This window comes from Nocardia sp. NPDC051750, assembly GCF_044453135.1.
In the GTDB taxonomy this organism is placed as follows: Bacteria; Actinomycetota; Actinomycetes; order Mycobacteriales; family Mycobacteriaceae; genus Nocardia.
Genome location: NZ_JBITCK010000001.1, coordinates 388,006 through 405,072 on the forward strand (window position 1 = coordinate 388,006; position 17,067 = coordinate 405,072).

At 67.0% G+C, this 17,067-nt stretch carries 18 protein-coding genes; 6 read left to right on the forward strand and 12 right to left on the reverse strand.

Going from position 1 to position 17,067, the window contains the following annotated elements:
- Positions 1–15 precede the first annotated feature (15 nt).
- Positions 16–1,017, forward strand: a complete 1,002-nt coding sequence (locus ACIA75_RS01585) for an SMP-30/gluconolactonase/LRE family protein (RefSeq protein WP_397098752.1) — start codon at positions 16–18, stop codon at positions 1,015–1,017.
- A gap of 88 nt (positions 1,018–1,105) precedes the next feature.
- On the opposite strand, the gene ACIA75_RS01590 is transcribed toward ACIA75_RS01585, so the two are convergent.
- Together ACIA75_RS01590 and ACIA75_RS01595 are read right to left on the reverse strand one after the other, a co-directional pair.
- The gene (locus ACIA75_RS01590; protein ID WP_397100833.1) at positions 1,106–2,995 is read right to left on the reverse strand and encodes a VWA domain-containing protein; all 1,890 of its coding nucleotides are present in this window, start codon (positions 2,993–2,995) and stop codon (positions 1,106–1,108) included.
- A gap of 168 nt (positions 2,996–3,163) precedes the next feature.
- Positions 3,164–3,754 (reverse strand): pyridoxamine 5'-phosphate oxidase family protein, encoded by a 591-nt coding sequence (locus ACIA75_RS01595; protein ID WP_397098754.1) that lies wholly within the window; start codon positions 3,752–3,754, stop codon positions 3,164–3,166.
- A gap of 256 nt (positions 3,755–4,010) precedes the next feature.
- On the opposite strand from ACIA75_RS01595, the gene ACIA75_RS01600 reads away from it, so the two are divergent.
- Positions 4,011–5,303: an MFS transporter gene (locus tag ACIA75_RS01600; RefSeq protein ID WP_397098756.1), complete on the forward strand. Its 1,293-nt coding sequence runs from the start codon at positions 4,011–4,013 to the stop codon at positions 5,301–5,303.
- Here the strand turns inward: ACIA75_RS01600 and ACIA75_RS01605 are convergent.
- The 9 genes from ACIA75_RS01605 to ACIA75_RS01645 all read right to left on the reverse strand — a co-directional run bounded on the left by ACIA75_RS01605 (position 5,297) and on the right by ACIA75_RS01645 (position 12,034).
- Entirely contained in the window at positions 5,297–5,680 is a 384-nt protein-coding gene (locus ACIA75_RS01605) for a hypothetical protein (protein WP_397098758.1), read from the reverse strand. The two genes, ACIA75_RS01600 and ACIA75_RS01605, sit on opposite strands and share 7 nt — an antisense overlap.
- Positions 5,681–5,805: 125 nt before the next feature.
- A complete protein-coding gene (locus ACIA75_RS01610; RefSeq protein WP_397098760.1) occupies positions 5,806–6,117 on the reverse strand; it encodes a hypothetical protein in 312 nt (103 codons plus the stop codon).
- 43 nt (positions 6,118–6,160) lie between these two features.
- Complete coding sequence (locus ACIA75_RS01615) at positions 6,161–6,628, reverse strand: hypothetical protein (protein ID WP_397098762.1); 468 nt, start codon at positions 6,626–6,628, stop codon at positions 6,161–6,163.
- A gap of 164 nt (positions 6,629–6,792) precedes the next feature.
- Entirely contained in the window at positions 6,793–8,418 is a 1,626-nt protein-coding gene (gene groL / locus ACIA75_RS01620; protein WP_397098764.1) for a chaperonin GroEL, read from the reverse strand.
- A 343-nt stretch (positions 8,419–8,761) separates the two neighbouring features.
- The gene (locus ACIA75_RS01625) at positions 8,762–9,055 is read right to left on the reverse strand and encodes a hypothetical protein (protein WP_397098766.1); all 294 of its coding nucleotides are present in this window, start codon (positions 9,053–9,055) and stop codon (positions 8,762–8,764) included.
- A gap of 133 nt (positions 9,056–9,188) precedes the next feature.
- Positions 9,189–9,956, reverse strand: coding sequence for a Clp protease N-terminal domain-containing protein (locus ACIA75_RS01630; RefSeq protein WP_397098768.1), 768 nt, complete (start codon positions 9,954–9,956; stop codon positions 9,189–9,191).
- Positions 9,957–10,015: 59 nt separating this feature from the next.
- Positions 10,016–10,909 carry a CDP-alcohol phosphatidyltransferase family protein gene (locus ACIA75_RS01635; protein ID WP_397098770.1) on the reverse strand — a complete coding sequence of 298 codons (894 nt, stop codon included), beginning with the start codon at positions 10,907–10,909 and terminating at the stop codon, positions 10,016–10,018.
- Positions 10,909–11,634: a phosphatidylserine decarboxylase gene (locus tag ACIA75_RS01640; RefSeq protein WP_397098772.1), complete on the reverse strand. Its 726-nt coding sequence runs from the start codon at positions 11,632–11,634 to the stop codon at positions 10,909–10,911. Before ACIA75_RS01640 ends, ACIA75_RS01635 begins: the two co-directional genes overlap by 1 nt.
- A 139-nt stretch (positions 11,635–11,773) precedes the next feature.
- A complete protein-coding gene (locus ACIA75_RS01645; protein ID WP_357243364.1) occupies positions 11,774–12,034 on the reverse strand; it encodes a GlsB/YeaQ/YmgE family stress response membrane protein in 261 nt (86 codons plus the stop codon).
- A 247-nt stretch (positions 12,035–12,281) separates the two neighbouring features.
- Here ACIA75_RS01645 and ACIA75_RS01650 point away from each other — a divergent pair, with 247 nt between their 5' ends.
- Positions 12,282–13,328, forward strand: a complete 1,047-nt coding sequence (locus ACIA75_RS01650; RefSeq protein WP_397098775.1) for a beta-ketoacyl-ACP synthase III — start codon at positions 12,282–12,284, stop codon at positions 13,326–13,328.
- Here the strand turns inward: ACIA75_RS01650 and ACIA75_RS01655 are convergent.
- On the reverse strand, positions 13,303–13,755 hold the full coding sequence (locus ACIA75_RS01655) for an SRPBCC family protein (protein ID WP_397098777.1): 453 nt from the start codon (positions 13,753–13,755) through the stop codon (positions 13,303–13,305). The genes ACIA75_RS01650 and ACIA75_RS01655 overlap by 26 nt on opposite strands.
- Positions 13,756–13,956: 201 nt before the next feature.
- On the opposite strand from ACIA75_RS01655, the gene ACIA75_RS01660 reads away from it, so the two are divergent.
- The 3 genes from ACIA75_RS01660 (at position 13,957) to ACIA75_RS01670 (ending at position 16,992) form a co-directional block, all read left to right on the forward strand.
- A complete protein-coding gene (locus ACIA75_RS01660) occupies positions 13,957–14,118 on the forward strand; it encodes a hypothetical protein (protein WP_397098779.1) in 162 nt (53 codons plus the stop codon).
- A gap of 62 nt (positions 14,119–14,180) precedes the next feature.
- On the forward strand, positions 14,181–14,627 hold the full coding sequence (locus tag ACIA75_RS01665; protein WP_397098781.1) for a hypothetical protein: 447 nt from the start codon (positions 14,181–14,183) through the stop codon (positions 14,625–14,627).
- 112 nt (positions 14,628–14,739) lie between these two features.
- Positions 14,740–16,992, forward strand: a complete 2,253-nt coding sequence (locus ACIA75_RS01670) for an AAA family ATPase (RefSeq protein ID WP_397098783.1) — start codon at positions 14,740–14,742, stop codon at positions 16,990–16,992.
- Positions 16,993–17,067 lie beyond the last annotated feature (75 nt).

The following is a 17,067-nucleotide window of genomic DNA, read 5'->3' on the forward strand; positions in this document are numbered from 1 at the left end:
TAGGATCTCTCAATCATGCCTGTGAACACACGAATGCGCTGGTCGGCGACTGCCCTTTCGCTCGCCGCCTGCCTATCGCCCCTCGGCTGCGGCACCGATTCCGCGTCGAACGCTCCTACTGTCCGGGTCGAGACGGCGTTCGAGCTGCCGGGTGAACGGGTCTACCCGGAGGGCATCGCCGTGGACGAGCGCACCGGCGACCTCTACGTCGGCTCCTTCGCCGACGGCACCATCTACCGCGCAGCCCCGGGCACCTCCCGCGCCGAGGTCTTCCTCCCCGCCGGCACCGACGGCCGCCGGACCGCCAACGGTCTGCGCGTCGGCCCGGACGGGCGGCTGTGGGTGATCGACTCCACCACCGGCGTCACCGTCTACGACCTCGCGACCCGCACCGCACTCGCCCGCTACACCGTCCCCGGCCGGGCCGAACGTTTTCTCAACGACATCGCCCTCACCCCCGACGGCACGGCCTACCTCACCGACAGCAAACGCGCCGCGATCTATCGCATCACCCCCGCCGCCCTCACCCACACCATCACCGCCGGCGGCCGCGCCGAACTCACCGACTCCCTGGACCTGGCCCCCGCTCTGGAACCCCACGACCCCGCCGCCTACACCCTCAACGGCATCACCGCCGACCCCACCGGCTCCTACCTGCTCACCGTCGACTCCACCGGCGGCGACCTCTACCGGGTCGACCTCACCACCGCCGCGATCCGCAAAGTAACCCTCACCGGCGGCGATCTCCCCCTCGGGGACGGCCTCGACCTGCACGACAACACCCTCCGCGTTGCCCACAACACCGAAAACACCGTCACCCGCTGGAACCTGTCCCCCGACGGCACCTCCGCCACCCGCACCGCCGGCTACCGCGACGACACTCTCGCCACCCCCACCACCCTGATCCACAGTGCGGATCGAACCTTGGTCGTCGCATCGCAATTCGACCGAGGCGGCCCCCTCGGCCCGGGCACCCCGGACTCCCCGTTCCGCGTGCTGGAGGTCTCCGGCATCTGAGCCTTGCCGCGACAGGTCGGTTCCGCTGTTCGGTGCGTCGCCCATCCGACCGTTCTCGCCCGGCGGGCCGAATCCCGGGGGGCGCCGGTCAGCGCCGGGTACGGCGAATACTCAGAACAGCTGCCACGACAGCACCGGCGACGACAACGACCCCGGCGGCGATCGCTGCCCAGATCAGCGGGGAAACCCCGTCTTGTTCGCTCGGGCCGGGGACCTGTGCGGTGTCATCCTCCACGCTGCGTGATTTCCCGTCATTGCCGAACACCGACTCGTCGCCGGTGCTGTCCCGGTAACGCGGGCCGGGCTCCGGGGCACCGGTGACATCGACTTCCAGTTCGATCGGAACAGGTCCCACCGTGCGCTCGCCGTTGAGCGTCGGGCTGAGTTTGACCGCGATGTAATACCAGCCCGGGAGGGCCTGGTTCGCGATATCACCGTCGGAGTTCTCCCGATTCGCATAGCGGATCGGGACGGTCGCTATTGCGGGGTCATTGGCCGGCACAATGTTCTCGGTGCCGTTGTAGGAGGAGAAATCGGAGTCGAGTTTCACCCGATACGGCGTGTAGAGCGTCGTCCAGACATTCGAGAGGTTGTCGACACCACGCAGTGGGCTCTCCCCGAACCGAACCCGGTACGCCAGCCCCTGACCCCAATCCAGTTTCACCCGATAGAAGACGTACTCGCCACGCTGCAATGTATCCGAATACCGGCCGGAACCGGATAGCTCGGCCGCGACATTGAACGACCCGCCGCCGACCACGGGCGCAGGCGCACCGGTCGGCTCGGTGAATGTCACCCGGGTGGGTTCGGCCGGCGGGCCGGGATCGTCGACACCGGGCTCCAGGCCGACCGATACCTCCAGCGGCAGCTGCGCCGGGGCGTCGGCCGCGGCAGTGGCCCATTTCAGCGTGAAGTAGTAGCGCCCCCCGCCCTTGCATTCGTCGGCGCTCCCGGTCTCAGGTTCGGCAGCTCCCGCCCAGACACTCCCGACCGTCAACGCCACCCCGTCGGAGGAGCCGGTGGATGCGTCGAATTCGTAGGCGTTGCAATCTTTGCCGCCGGCCCCGTAAACACGTGTATCCAGCTGGTTGTTCGAATGCTCGGTGCCATAGACACGCGGAAACGACACCGTGCCGCTGAAATACGCGGTCGCACCCTCGGGCACGTCCACCGCGTAATACCGCTCCTTTTTCGGTTCCAGCACATCCACGTACTGCCCCGGTGTGGCGACCGGTGCGTCCCGGTACTCCGGGGTGCCCGTGATCGGAGCGCCCGTCGCGGCGTAGGTGCGCAGGGCGGCGGCGCTCACACGAGGCAGGACCTGTTCGAGGGTTTTGCCGTCGGCGGCGTCGGTGTAGGTGCCGCCGGTGGATTGGGCGATACAGGTCAGCTGGGCGCGGGAGGGATCGTCGACACCGAACCCGATGGCGTGCACGACGATCTCGTTGCCCTGGGCGCTGAGTTCGCGGGCGACGTCGCAGGGGTCGGGTGGGGCGCAGGTGTCCAGGCCGTCGGAGACCAGCACGATCGAGCGCGGCCCTGCCTGGGGCAGCGCGGCGGCGGCTGCTTTCAGCGAGGTGCCGATGGGGGTGTAGCCGCGGGGCACGATCTGGTCGGTCGCTGTGGTCAGGGCGGGTTTGTCGATGGTGTCGGCGGGGTGCAGGATCTTGACGTCCTGGCAGCCGGCGGTCTTTTCCGCGTCGGTGTTGCCGGTGCCGGTGCCGTAGGCGGTGAGCCCGACCTTCGCGGTGTCGGGTGCGGCGGTGACGAAGCTGCGGACGGCGTTTTTGGCCGCGTCCATTTTGGTACCGCCGCTGGGGTCGGCGGCCAGCATGGAGCCCGAGGCGTCCAGTACCAGCATCGTCGGCGCGTACTCGGTTCCGCTCGGTTCCGGTGTCTGTTGGGCCAGCGCGGGCATCGCGCCCGGCACCAGGCCGATCACCCCCACAGCAGCCGCGACCAAAGCCCTCTTCACCATCGACACGCTGCCGGACCTCCATCCGCGAACGCCACGTCCGGCACAACGTGACCTATGGACCCTACGGAGTCGCCGACCGCCTTGCCACACGGGGGAAATCCGCCGCCCGGGGCGAGCGGGACGAAATGCATCCGAGCCGGTACCGGATCACCGGATTTTCTCCGGCGCCTAATCGGTCGACCGAGGCGCGGCCGCCGGTGGCACGGGATGTTCGGGATCCAGCGCGGGCAGGCCGTCGATGCTGTGCCCGTTGTCGCCGACAATCCGCCCGGCGTACTTTTCCGCAGGTTGCCGAGCATGATGGGCGTCGAGCACCGGACGTTCACCGATCAGGTCGTAGTAGGGCACCGAATACCCGCACGAGTCCGCAATACGATCCACCGTGATCACGATGGCCATCCGGACACCCGGATGATCGCTCCCGAAATGCTGCCGGAGGTTCTCGAACTCGGCCTCGTCCGGCCGGACCACCCGTCCGGTGCCGAACAAGCGCAGAATCCGCGAGTTCCGGGTGAACGAGCAGAACATAATGGTGATCCGCCCGTTGTCCCGCAGATGCGCGATGGTCTCCACACCACTACCGAACAGATCCAGGTAGGCCACGGTGTGCTCGTCGAGCACCGCGAAGGTATCGCGGTACCCCTTGGGCGACAGGTTCACCCGCCCACCGTCGGACGGCGCGGTCGCGACGAAGAACATCGCCTGCTTCCCGATGAACTCCCGCAACCCCGCATCGATCCCCGAAAACACTTTGGCCACCGCGCACGCCTTCCCTCGCCTCGACCTCGAACCTAGCCCTCACCCCCCAGCACCTGGTTTCGCGGGTTGCCACCATCGGCAGCGGCCTCCCCTCCGTTCACCGAATAGAACGCGCACCGGAGTTCGGCCAAATCCGTGATCACCGCGGCGGAGGGCGTCTGCCGCGGGCTGACGCGAAAATCCGACGGACGGAACCATCTAGGCTCATATCACCGATTCACCCACAAGCGCCTCCCCATCAGCCGGAGAACGTTCGTTGACGCACACCCCTGTCTCCACCGAGCGGCTCTCGCCCGACTTTCGGCGTCTCTGGGCGTCGGTCACCGTCGGTCAGGTCGGTAGCGCACTCGGGTCCGGCGCGTTACCGCTGGTAGCGATCCTCGCGGTAAACGCCTCTGATCTGCAGGTAGCACTTATGGCGGCCTTCGCTGGTATCGCCGGCGCCGCCATCGCGTTGCCGATGGGTTCGTTCATCGAGTTCCGCCGCAAACGAGGCATCATCGTCCACACCAGCTTCGTATGCTTCGTGGCCCTCGCCAGCGTGCCACTGGCCGGCTGGTTCGGGGTCCTCACCTACACCCACCTGTGCATTGTTGTCACGGTCCAGACTCTGGGCGCCATCGTCTCCAACGCCGCCGGCGGCGCGTACCTCAAATCCCTGGTTCCCGAACCATTACGGGTACGAGCCAACAGCCGATTCGAGACCACTTTCTGGACCGCCTCCACCATCGGCGCTCCAGTAGGTGGCGCACTCATCTCGATCTTCGGGACCACGATCACTCTCGTCATCGACGCTGTCAGCTACCTGCTGTCCGCTCTCGGTATCCGGAGTATCACCACCTCGGAACCAGAACCGATGCACGGACGACCCGAACACCATTGGTGGGTAGAGATCCGCAGCGGCTGGACCTATATCTTCGACCACCCCCCTCTGCACCGGCTGTTCTGGAATGCCATGGCCTTCGGCGGCTCCATCATGCTCACCACACCGCTGTTGGCGCTGCTGATGCTGCGCGAACTAGGTTTCTCCCCGTGGCAGTACGGGCTCGCCCTGGGCGTCCCGTGCCTCGGCGGTCTCCTCGGCGCGCTATGCGCCCCCAAGCTCGTCGAACTGTTCACAGAGCGGGCCGTCCTTCTCGGCTTCGGGACGTTGCGCACTTGCTGGCTCGGTCTGCTGCTACTCGCCGGTCCGGGCACGGCCGGGCTCATCGTCATCATCGGCGCCGAGGCGCTGCTACTTTTCTGTGCCGGTGTGTTCAATCCTGTCTTCACGACCTATCGGATGAACTGCACCGCCGACGATCACATGGCACGTGTCGGCACCGCCTGGTCGATCAGCGCCAAGAGCTTCCAACCCGCTTTCATAGCCCTTGGCGGAGTCATCGCAGGCGCCACCAGCCCCCGAGTCGCGATCGGGTTCGCTGCCATCACACTGTTGGCCAGTTCAGCGTTACTTCCCTGGCGGCGAACACAATCGATCTCACGGCCACGAGGCGGTTCTTCAGCAGTGCACGGCTCTACGCCGCATAGCCATCAGAACGTTCAGTAGCTGCAGAGCTTGATCCACTCGTTGTCGCGCGTGCGGTTGTCCTTGACGAAAAGGCCGGCGCCCTCGATGTAGGGCACGGCTATGTCGAAGTCGCCCGACCGGTAGACCATCCATTTCTTGTCCATGCCGTAGGCGAAATCGGCATCGTTCGCACCGTCGAGAAAGCCGTTGAAGTTGAAATTGTGCGATTCGTTCTGGAACTTGCCGTTCACCACGTACGCGTACTGGTAGGTGTAGGCATAGAAGTAACCCCAGCTCAGCGTCTGTCCGGAACAGCTTCCGGAATTCGTATGCGTGCCGGTTTCCGCGGTAGCGACACCCACGGGCACCAGCGAGACGAACAACGCTGCGAAGAGTACGAAGAAAACGCGCTTCATGGTTTGATGACCTCCCCTGAGCCGGACGATTCCGGCAGAGATCACCATAGAAACGAACTCTGCACCGCCGCAACAGAATTACTCATCGCCGCACGGGTCGCTCCAGGGCGCACCGGGGGCCGGCCTCAGCGGCGACGCTTGTCCGTCTGCTTCGGATGACCCGTGCCGGCCTGCGTGATCCATACAGTCCAGTGCTCGTCATCGATGGCATACCAGATGCGGCCGCCGCCGGTGACCTCGTACTGCCATTGTTCGAGGTCACCGGCACCCACCTTCACCCTGGCAAGGTCGTATCTCAACGGATGCTGTCGCGCGGGCTCGTCGCGGCATCGTGGATCAGCGGTAAGAGCCAGCCAGGCGCGATCCAGATTTTCCGGGACCTGGGATCGGAGCGCCGCCCAGCCGATCGCAGCCCGCCGATCGACCAGCCGGATCACCCATCCGGTCGGCCGTCGGACTTCGTCACCACGCCCGAGCTTGTCAGTCATCTCCACCGCCGGGACGGTCGGCTTCCACCGCGTCAGCGGTATCGAACGGTCCGCGCAGGCGTGCGGCCAGCTCTGGGTCGGAGTAGATCTCGGCGGTCGACTGCCATTCACCGAATGCACGCGCGAAGGGCAGCAACAGTCCGGTGGCAGCCCCGGCCAGGAGTTGGTCCAGAAGTTCGGTGACGCACTGCGGCCGAGCGTCGGCCGGTAGCCAAGTCAGCCAAGGTAGCTCCTCGGCGAAGACTTCCTCGGCGAGGGACCGGTTCGTCTTGGCAATGATCGCGAGCGACCGAGCGGCCAGACCGAGGCCCTGGACCATCGCGTCGAATCGTTCCGAGCGCATGAGCACCAGATTTTCCGCATCGCGACGTTCGAGAATCACGTCCGAATCCTCGAGTGCAGGAAAAACACTGGTCTGCTTATTGATCAGCGTCGAAAAAGCGAAGGTCCGAGTAGCCATGCCACCATCCTAGCAAGACTTCGAAAGTAGTTCAGTTATCCGCGTGGACCGGATGGGTTTCCGGTGCGAATCCGCTCGCTGGGCACCGTCAGAACAGGCCGTGGGCCGGCCCACCTGATGGTGGACCGGCCCTCGGTGTGAAACAGGTTGCCAGGAGGCAGGACTCAGAAGTCCATGCCGCCCATGCCGCCGGTGGGATCGGCCGGGGCGGCCGAGGCCTTCTCCGGCTTGTCGGCGACAACGGCCTCGGTGGTGAGGAACAGGGCCGCGATGGAGGCCGCGTTCTGCAGGGCCGAACGGGTGACCTTGACCGGGTCCGCGACGCCCGCGCTCAGCAGGTCCTCGTACTCGTTGGTCGCGGCGTTCAGGCCGCTGCCGGCGGGGAGGTTGGAAACCTTCTCCGCGACAACACCGGGCTCGAGGCCCGCGTTGAAGGCGATCTGCTTCAGCGGAGCCGACAGCGCGACGCGGACGATGTTCGCGCCGGTCGCCTCGTCACCCTCGAGCTTCAGATCGTCCAGAGCCGGAGCCGACTGCAGCAGAGCCACGCCACCACCGGCCACGATGCCTTCTTCGACGGCAGCCTTGGCGTTGCGCACGGCATCTTCGATGCGGTGCTTGCGCTCCTTGAGCTCGACCTCGGTCGCGGCACCGGCCTTGATCACCGCAACACCGCCGGCCAGCTTGGCCAGGCGCTCCTGCAGCTTCTCGCGGTCGTAATCCGAATCCGAGTTCTCGATCTCGGTGCGGATCTGCGCGACCCGGCCCTGGATGGCCTCGGCGTCGCCGGCGCCCTCCACGATGGTGGTCTCGTCCTTGGTGACGACGACCTTGCGCGCCTGGCCGAGCAGCTCGATGCCGGCGGTCTCCAGGGAGAGGCCGACCTCTTCGCTGATGACCTCGCCACCGGTGAGGATGGCGATATCGGCGAGCTGGGCCTTGCGGCGGTCACCGAAGCCCGGGGCCTTGACGGCGACGGACTTGAAGGTGCCACGGATCTTGTTCACGACCAGGGTCGACAGGGCTTCGCCCTCGACGTCCTCGGCGATGATCAGCAGCGGCTTACCGGCCTGGATGACCTTCTCCAGCAGCGGCAGCAGGTCCTTGACGGTGGAGACCTTCGAGCCGACCAGCAGCAGGTAGGGATCCTCGAGGACCGCTTCCTGACGCTCGGGATCGGTGACGAAGTAGCCCGAGATGTAGCCCTTGTCGAAGCGCATACCCTCGGTGAGCTCCAGCGACAGACCGAAGGTCTGTGCCTCTTCGACGGTGATGACGCCTTCTTTGCCGACCTTGTCCATGGCCTCGGCGATGAGCTCACCGATGGACGAGTCGCCCGCGGAGATACCGGCGGTGGCGGCGATCTGCTCCTTGGTGTCGATCTCCTTGGCGGAGTCGAGCAGCTTGGCGGTGACGGCCTCGACGGCCTTCTCGATGCCGCGCTTCAGGCCCAGCGGGTTCGCGCCGGCCGCGACATTGCGCAGACCCTCACGCACGAGCGCCTGGGCGAGCACGGTGGCGGTGGTGGTGCCGTCGCCTGCGACATCGTCGGTCTTCTTGGCGACTTCCTTGACCAGCTCGGCGCCGATCTTCTCGTACGGGTCCTCCAGCTCGATCTCCTTGGCGATGGACACACCATCGTTGGTGATCGTGGGGGCGCCCCACTTCTTCTCGAGCACGACGTTGCGGCCCTTCGGCCCCAGCGTCACCTTGACCGCGTCGGCGAGGGCGTTCAGACCCCGCTCGAGGCCGCGACGGGCCTCTTCGTCGTACGCAATTGTCTTGGCCATTGCGGTGAGATCCTCCAAGTAATGAGGCTGACACACAGGATGACCGCATTGTCGGATCACCCTTAGTTACGCTGTGGCCAGGCTCGGTGCCCGCGACGGACGACCAGGGGTGTCGTTGTAACCCGATCTCACCGTCCCGACCTGGCACTCACCGATCGAGAGTGCCAAAGCCATTTTTAGCACTCGCGGGTGGCGAGTGCAAGGTCGGCCGCCGCGAAGACCACAACAATCCCCGGTCCAGCAACCCGAAGAGGTTCGGGGCCCGTCTCGATTCTGGAGCGACATAGTGAAGAATCGAGACCAAGGGGGCCCGAGCCCGCGCCGCCGGAGGCCGGCGCCGAACTCAGAGACTGTCGGTGACGCGGAGGGCGAGAGCCAGGAAGGCGTCCGCGCGGCGCTCCTCGGGCGTTCGCGGTTCGCCCTCGTCGATGGTGACGAATTCGGCATCGTGCAGGAGGAGCTCGGCTTCGACCCGCATGATCGCGCGAATGAACGGCGGTGCGACCTCCGGCGGCAGATCGCCGTTCACCACATAACTCCCGTCGGACAGGGATTCGGTGGACACATAGGTCAGTGCGCGTAGCAGATCGTCCCGGGTCTCCCCAGCGACCAGATCGGGGTCCGTTTCATCCGCCATTGCTATAGATTACCGGGGCAGGTGCCCGAGCCGGGAGCACCGCAGCCGAACGCGCGCGGCCCGGCAGCACCCACCGCACCCGACCGGATTTCGCGCGACAACCGAGTTGGGAGGCGTTTCCGCCACCGGTGTCCTACTGCTTACCGGCCACGATCTGCTGGAGAATCTCTTTCAGGCGGGTTTCCAGCGGATCCTTCCGCAGACCGGCGCCGGACAGCAGCCCCGAACCGTTCTCCTGCTCCAGGATCGCCAGCAGGACATGCTCGGTGCCGATGTAGTTGTGACCGAGTCGCAGCGCTTCCCGGAATGTCAGTTCCAGGGCTTTCTTGGATTCGGCGTCGAAGGGCACGAGCCCGCTCATCTTGCCCGCCGCGGTGGCCGCCTTCAGCTCCTCGGGCGAGATCGCCGCGCCGGGTTCCGCGCCCGCGGCCGCTGTCGCGGCGGTGGCGATATCCGCCGGCGCGACGCCCTGGTCGGCGATGAGCCGCACCGCCAGACTGTCGGCTTCGCTGAGCAGGCCCAGGATCAGGTGGACGAGGGTGATCTGATCGCTGCCGGCGACACTGGCCGCTTCCTGCGCGGCCACCACCATGGTGCGCGCGCGCTCGGTGAATTTCGCGAATCCGGCGTTGGGGTCCATTTCGGCGGACGGATCACCCGGACCCTTCGGCACGAATCGCTTCTGGGCAGCCTGTTTGCTGACGCCCATACTCGTACCGATTTCGGTCCAGGAGGCCCCCGAACGGCGGGCCTGATCGACGAAATGGCCGATCAGGTGGTCGGCCAGATCACTGAGGTGACCGGCGGCGACCACCGCGTCGGAGAGCTGTTCGAGAGCATTGTCGGGCCGGGCTTTTTTGATGGCCTCGATGAGGTCGTCCAAACGCACTGGAGAAGTCATGCGTCAACGATAGGTTGACGTATAACGATCGTCAACCGAAAGTTGACGCTCGATGGGATTCAGTTCCGCCCGCCCGGCCGGCGCAACCGCAGCCGCGAATCGCCCCGCATCACCGGCCGGCGGATATCGGGGCGGCGCAGCACGGGCAACCGGCGGTCGGCCCGGCGCTGAGCGCGGCGTTCGGCGGGTTTGTACTGCCAGGTCTCGGGGCGGGCGGCCACCCAGCGTTGCGAATACCAGGCGAAGGGGATGTGCCCCAGATACAGCACGATCAGCACCAGCAACAGCACGATCGGATAGGTGATCAACGCGGCCCCGGCCAGCGCCACCAGCACCAGCAGACCCGCGGCGGCCTGCGGCGCCACCGATACCGATTTCAGTGCCAGCGTCGGGATCGTGCTCACACACAGCGCCGCGGTGAACACGGTCCACGCCGCCACGATCGGAAAACTCGTCCACCAGCCGTCACCGAACTGCACGTACAGGGCAATCGGCGCCAGGGCGATCAGCGCGCCGGCCGGAGCGGGCACTCCGACGAAGTACTCCCGCGCCCAATCCGGCCGCGTATCGTCGTCCAGCAGCGTATTGAACCGCGCCAGCCGCAGCACGATACTCACCGCGAACAACAGCGCGATGATCCAGCCCGCACCGCTGCTCTCCCCATTGAACAGCACGACATAGATCACGAGGGCCGGAGCCACCCCGAAGGAAATGGCATCGGAGAGGGAGTCCAGTTCCGCGCCGATCCGAGTGGTGGCCGACAGCAGCCGGGCCAGCCGGCCGTCCAGCGTGTCCAGCACCGCGGCGGCGCCGATCATCGCCAGGGCGATTTCCAGCTCACCTTCGAGGCCGAATTTCACCGCGGACAGCCCCGAGCACAGCGCGAGAATCGTGACGATACTGGGCAGCAGCCTGATCGAGCGGCGCCGCCTGCCTTCGATAACCTGCTCCATCACGATCCGGCCGACGGCAGAACCGCCAGCACCGTCTCCCCCCCGATCGTCCGCTGCCCGATGGTCACCAGCGGTTCGGTACCGGCCGGAAAGTACGTATCGACCCGGGAGCCGAAACGGATCAGGCCGTAGGAGTCGCCGATGGTGATCCGATCACCGGCCGCGGCATCGCAGACGATGCGCCGGGCCAGCAGGCCGGCGATCTGGACGACCACCACCTGTTTCCCGCCTGCGGTGTCGATCAGCATGCTGTTGCGTTCGTTGACCGCACTCGCCTCGGGCAGGTCGGCGGACTTGAAGCTTCCCCGCTGGTAGCGCACGTCCCGGACCACTCCGGAGACCGGCGTGCGCTGCACGTGCACGTCCAGAACGGACAGGAAGATACTCACCCGGGGCAGCGGCTCGTCACCGAGACCGAGCTCCGCGGGCGGCGCGGCCGTATCGACGAGCGCCACCTCGCCGTCTGCGGGGGCCACGACCACTCCGGCCCGGTTCGGCGGGACGCGATGGGGGTGCCGGAAGAAGGTGGCACTCGCCGCGGCGGCGGCGAGGCCGGCCCGGCGGACCCAGCGGCGCCGGCCGCCCAGTACCGCCACGGCCAGCGGCGCGGCCACGAAGGGCAGACCGGCCGGATGCATCGGCGGGATCGCTTTGCGCACCAGATCGGCCAGATGGCCCGGACCGGTACGTTCCGGGGTACCGGGCGGAGTGGGACGGCGTGCCACTGAATCCTCTTTCAAAACTCGGTCGATCCACTCGGACCGGTGTGCGACGGACACCTGCGGCGACCGGTGCGAACCTGTCGGCGCAAGCGTTCACACCTTACGCCGAACAGGGTCCCGGCCGCCGGGCGTCGGTCCCGAGCTACCTCCGGACGACCAACTTCACCAGGAACAACAGGATGACGGCGCCGGCCAGGCAGGTGAAGAAGCTGAACCACCAGCCGCCGCCCGCAACGTCGACCCCGAGGGCCGCGAGCAGGAAGCCACCCAGCAGGCCACCTACGACACCGACCACAATATTGAGCAGGATGCCCTGCTGCGCATCGGTTTTCATGATCTTACTGGCAATCCATCCGGCGATGCCGCCGATGATGATCCAGCCGATGATGCCGAGACCGAGCATGAGTATTCCTCGCTTATCTCTCCGATATCAGGCTCGCGGTGGCGGGCCTGTACCCGGGCCATACCCGGGTTCCGATCGCATAACCACCGGCAAAAATCGGAGACAAGCTGCCGATATGCTCACAGCGAGCTAATATGAGGGTGCCTCATGTCTTCGGATTGCCGCCCGGCCGTCCCGCCGGGTGAGGAATCCAATCGAAACCGGGTCAACCCTCGCGGCCGCGCCGCAGGTACATAGGAGAAGCACCATGGCTACTCAGATCGCCCAGACGACCGGGGCGCAGTTCACCGCGATCCTGGGACTGGGCGTCTACCGCCCGGCCCGCGTCGTCACCAACGACGAAGTAGCCGGGCCGATCGATTCCAGCGATGAATGGATCCGGACCCGCTCCGGGATCCGCACCCGCCGGTTCGCCGACGACACCGAAACCATCCACTCGATGAGCGTCGCCGCCGCTCGCGGCGCCCTGGAAGCCGCCGAGATCGCCGGTGATCAGATCGATTGCGTTATCGTCGCTACCTCCACCCACCTGCTGCTCACCCCCGCCGCCGCCCCCCGGATCGCCACCGAACTGGGCACCAACGGTGCCGCGGCCTTCGATATCTCGGCCGGCTGCGCCGGCTTCTGTCACGGCTTGGCCATGGCCTCGGACCTGGTGCGCGCGGGAACCTCGTCGCACGTCCTGGTCGTCGGCGTGGAGAAACTGTCCGACACGGTGAACCCGGCCGACCGCGGCACCGCGTTCCTGTTCGCGGACGGCGCGGGCGCGGTGGTGGTCGGCCCGGCCCCCGAAACGGGAATCGGACCGGTCGTCTGGGGGTCGGACGGTACGCAACACCAGGCGATCCGGCAGGACAAGGACTGGGTCGAATTCTTCACCGAAATCGAGGAGAAGGGTCTCGACGCCGTGCGCCCCTATCTTGCGATGGAGGGGACCGCGGTCTTCCGGTGGGCGGCCCACTCGCTGGAGAAGGTCTGCCGCGACGCCGTCGACCGCTCCGGGCTGACCATCGACGACCTGGACGCCATGATCCCGCACCAGGCCAACGGCCGGATCATCGAAATCATGGCGCGGGTGCTGAAACTCCCCGAGAACTGCGCCCTGGCCAACGATATCGAGGAGGCCGGCAACACCTCGGCAGCCTCGATCCCGCTGGCGATGGAGACCCTGCTGCGCACCGGGCAATCGAAGCCGGGTGACAGCGCCCTGCTCATCGCCTTCGGCGCCGGGCTGTCCTACGCGGCGCAGGTGGTGCGGTTGCCGGCGTTCAGCCCGCCTCAACCGCTGTCTTGATCTTCGCCAGCGATTCGTCCATCCCGCGCACCAGGTCTTCTTCGAAGGCCGCTTCGCCACCGAGCAGGGCGTTGATCAGGGTCCGCGAGACCCAGGTGGTGCCGTTGGGGGCGTCCCGGCGTTCGATCAGCCGGGTGCCTTCTCCGGCCGGTTCCAAGGTGTAGGTCCAGATGGTCCGGTTCTGGCTGATCCGGAACGCCAGCGCGCTGTTCTTCTCGTAGCGCAGGATGCGCGAGGTGGTCGGCCAGAATTTCCAGCCGGCCCGATTGAGGTTCACGGTGAGTACGCCCGCCTTGGGTTTGCCGATGGGGATCATCCGCACACATTGCGGGCTGAACTCCGGCATCCGGCTCGGGTCTGCGAGAACGGCCCAGACACGCTCCGGCGAGGCGGCGATGTCGATGCTGGTTTCCAAGTTTTTCGGCAACGGTGCCTCCGGGATAGCTGAAACTACAAGTATCAGGAAGGGTAGCGATCGGCGACGGCTCGGTCACGTTTTCCCCGGCCGTGTATCGATAGCGTCGATCCGCAAGCAGAATCGAAGATGGAAGACCAGCCGGTTCCGTATACGCCACCGCAAGCAAGACACGACGCCAGCAAACATTCAGCTACGGTAAGGTGATGGGCCGTGAACCTTCGCTCGCTATTGCGCCGCCACAACTCCGAGGGACTACCCAAGCTCCCCGCCCTCGAACCGGATGACGCCATCGGCGACGACCGAGTCGACGAACGCCTGGAACGTCTGCTCACCCCCACCGAACTCGATATGGTGCGCAAGCACCGAGTCTGATTCCCCGGTACTCTGCACGTCGCGCCGGAGGCTCCGGCGTGGCTGACCCCGGGGACTGCGTGATGAAGCGAATCTCAACTGTTGTCGCGGCCGCTGCCGCTCTCGCGGCGCTGGCGCTGGCGGGTTGCTCGTCGGAGGAGGAGCCGGCCGAAGCGTCCGGACTCCGGAAGAACACCGCGACCGCACAGACCGCGCCGAAAACCGAATCCGATACCGGCGACACCCCCGCGCCGGACGGGAACAGCGCCACCGCCGAGGCCCCCGCACAGACCAGCACCCCCGCCGAGGACTCCCCGGCCCGGGCCACCGACACGACCTGCGCCCAGTTCGCCCAGCTCGACGAACCGGAACAGCAGCAGCTGGTCCAGGCAATTCTCTCCGAGAACCCCGAGAGCGCCTTCGTCAGCAACCCCAACGCCGCCCTCGGCACCGCGAAACTGGTCTGCAACTCCACAAAACTCGCCGATCAGAAGGTCGCCGTAGTCTCCGGCATAGTCGTCAACGGCTAGCGCACCCGGCGCCGAGTCTTACGAGGCCCTTGAAGGTTTTGGCCCGGCCCAAGGGGGGCCGAACCCGCGACGCCGCAGGCGGCGCCAGAAAATACAGCGCAGAATAAACACTGTGGCTGAACTGGCTTTGACCGTCCGACTGAATTCGTCCGCCGCAGACGCTCGGCGTGGGGTGATCCGACTCCATCCGGAAGTGCTGACCGCGCTGGGGCTACGCGAATGGGACGGAATCGCACTGGTCGGCGCACGCCGTACCGCGGCCGTGGCCGGGCGGGCCCCTGCCGGCACCCCCGCGGGAGCCGCACTGCTCGACGATGTGACCCTGTCCAACGTCGGCCTCCGGGAGAACGCCACCGTCGTCGTCTCGCCCGCGCCGGTGCAGGGTGCCCGGCACATCTCGGTGAGCGGGTCGCAGCACGCCACGCAGTCCATCCCCGCGGCGACCTTGCGGCAGGCACTGCTCGGCAAGGTGGTGACGGTCGGCGATACCGTCTCGCTGCTGCCCCGCGATCTGGGCCCGGATATTCCGTCTTCGCAAGCCAGTCAGGCGCTGTCGCGGGCGTTCGGGATCGCCTGGACCTCCGAGCTCCTGACCGTGGTCGCGACGGAACCGGCCGGCGTTCCGGTCAGTGTGCAACCGAATTCCGCGGTCGAATGGACCGCGGGGGCGGTGACCGGCAATCATCCGGCAACCGTGCGGGTGAACGGGCAGGGCGCACCGGATCAACTGCTGGTGCCGAGTCATCTCGATACCGTGTGCGAAACGGATCTGCCGGGGACGGTTCCGGTCACGAACGCCCCGGCCACCGAGGTCCGGGTGGAGGAACTGGCCGGGGCGCGGCCGCAGGCGGCCAAGCTCGGCGAATGGCTGAGTCTGGCGCTGGATGAACCCGAGCTGTTGAAGGTGCTGGGTGCCGCGCCGCACCTGGGTGTGCTAATCACCGGTCCGGCCGGTGTGGGTAAGGCCACGCTGGCGCGGGCGGTGGCCGCGCCGCGCCGGGTGGTGGAGTTGGACGGCCCATCCGTGGGGGCCGCCGAGAGCGGTGCCCGGTTGCGTGAGGTCGCGGCTGCTGTCGCCGCTGCGGGGTCGGGTAAGGGCGGGGTGCTGCTGGTCACCGATATCGATGCGCTGCTGCCGGAACCGGCCGAACCGGTGGCCACCCTGATCCTGGACCAGCTGCGCGCGGCGGTCGCCGAACCGTGTGTGGCACTGCTGGCCACCACCGCGCATCCCACCGCGGTCGACCAGCGGCTGCGGGCGCCCGACCTGTGTGACCGCGAGCTCGCCCTGGCCCTGCCTACCGCGGCGATCCGGCAGGCGCTGCTGGAACAGTTGCTGAACAAGGTGCCCACGGGTGAGCTGCGGCTGGAGGAGGTCGCCGCGCGCGCCCCCGGTTTCGTCGTGGCCGATCTGGCCGCACTGTGCCGGGAGGCGGCATTGCGGGCGGCGGCGCGGGCGAGCCGGGAGAGTGCCGAGCCGCGGCTGGAGCACGACGACCTGCTGGGCGCGCTCGAGGTGATCCGGCCGCTGTCCCGCTCAGGGACCGAGGAGCTGGCGATCGGCAGCCTCGGACTCGACGATGTCGGCGATATGGCCGAGACCAAACAGGCGCTGACCGAGGCGGTGCTGTGGCCGCTGCGGCATCCCGATTCGTTCGCGCGGCTGGGGATCGAGCCGCCGCGCGGAGTGTTGCTGTACGGGCCGCCCGGCTGCGGGAAGACATTCCTGGTCCGCGCGCTGGCGGGTAGTGGCCAGCTGAGCGTGCATACGGTCAAGGGCGCGGAGTTGATGGACAAATGGGTCGGCTCGTCCGAGCGCGCGGTGCGGGAACTGTTCCAGCGTGCCCGGGATTCGGCACCGTCGCTGATCTTTCTGGACGAGGTGGACGCCTTGGCGGCGCGGCGGGGGCAGGGCTCCGATTCCGGGGTGGGTGATCGCGTGGTCGCGGCACTGCTGACCGAGTTGGACGGGGTGGAACCGCTGCGTGATGTGGTGGTGCTGGGCGCCACGAACCGTCCGGAACTCATCGATCCGGCGCTGTTGCGGCCGGGCCGCCTCGAACGCCTGGTTTTCGTGCCGCCGCCCGATGCGCAGGCCCGGGAGGCAATTCTGCGGACCGCGGGGCGTTCGGTGCCGCTGGAGGAGTCGGTCGACCTGGCACAGTTGGGAGCCGACCTGGACGGTTTCTCCGCCGCCGACTGTGCCGCACTGTTGCGCGAGGCCGCACTGGCGGCCATGCGCCGCGATGTGATGGCGGCCGACGTCACCCTTGACGATATAGCCGCCGCCCGCCGTGCGGTGCGGCCGTCCCTGGACCCCGAACAGGTCGAAGCACTGCGCCGTTACGCGGAGGCTCGCCACTGATCCGGTAACACCCTGTCCGTTATGTCTGACCTGGGCAGATCGTTGCCAAACGGTAGCCGGATCCGGACCGAGGTC

Excerpts from the sequence above, each read along its gene's own strand:
- ACIA75_RS01630 (WP_397098768.1), bottom strand. The coding sequence starts at position 9,956 with ATGACTTCTCCAGTGCGTTTGGACGACCTCATCGAGGCCATCAAAAAA.
- ACIA75_RS01585 (WP_397098752.1), top strand. The coding sequence starts at position 16 with ATGCCTGTGAACACACGAATGCGCTGGTCGGCGACTGCCCTTTCGCTC.
- ACIA75_RS01605 (WP_397098758.1), bottom strand. The coding sequence starts at position 5,680 with ATGAAGCGCGTTTTCTTCGTACTCTTCGCAGCGTTGTTCGTCTCGCTG.
- groL (WP_397098764.1), bottom strand. The coding sequence starts at position 8,418 with ATGGCCAAGACAATTGCGTACGACGAAGAGGCCCGTCGCGGCCTCGAG.
- ACIA75_RS01665 (WP_397098781.1), top strand. The coding sequence starts at position 14,181 with ATGAAGCGAATCTCAACTGTTGTCGCGGCCGCTGCCGCTCTCGCGGCG.
- ACIA75_RS01590 (WP_397100833.1), bottom strand. The coding sequence starts at position 2,995 with ATGGTGAAGAGGGCTTTGGTCGCGGCTGCTGTGGGGGTGATCGGCCTG.
- ACIA75_RS01615 (WP_397098762.1), bottom strand. The coding sequence starts at position 6,628 with ATGGCTACTCGGACCTTCGCTTTTTCGACGCTGATCAATAAGCAGACC.
- ACIA75_RS01625 (WP_397098766.1), bottom strand. The coding sequence starts at position 9,055 with ATGGCGGATGAAACGGACCCCGATCTGGTCGCTGGGGAGACCCGGGAC.
- ACIA75_RS01635 (WP_397098770.1), bottom strand. The coding sequence starts at position 10,909 with ATGGAGCAGGTTATCGAAGGCAGGCGGCGCCGCTCGATCAGGCTGCTG.
- ACIA75_RS01650 (WP_397098775.1), top strand. The coding sequence starts at position 12,282 with ATGGCTACTCAGATCGCCCAGACGACCGGGGCGCAGTTCACCGCGATC.
- ACIA75_RS01645 (WP_357243364.1), bottom strand. The coding sequence starts at position 12,034 with ATGCTCGGTCTCGGCATCATCGGCTGGATCATCATCGGCGGCATCGCC.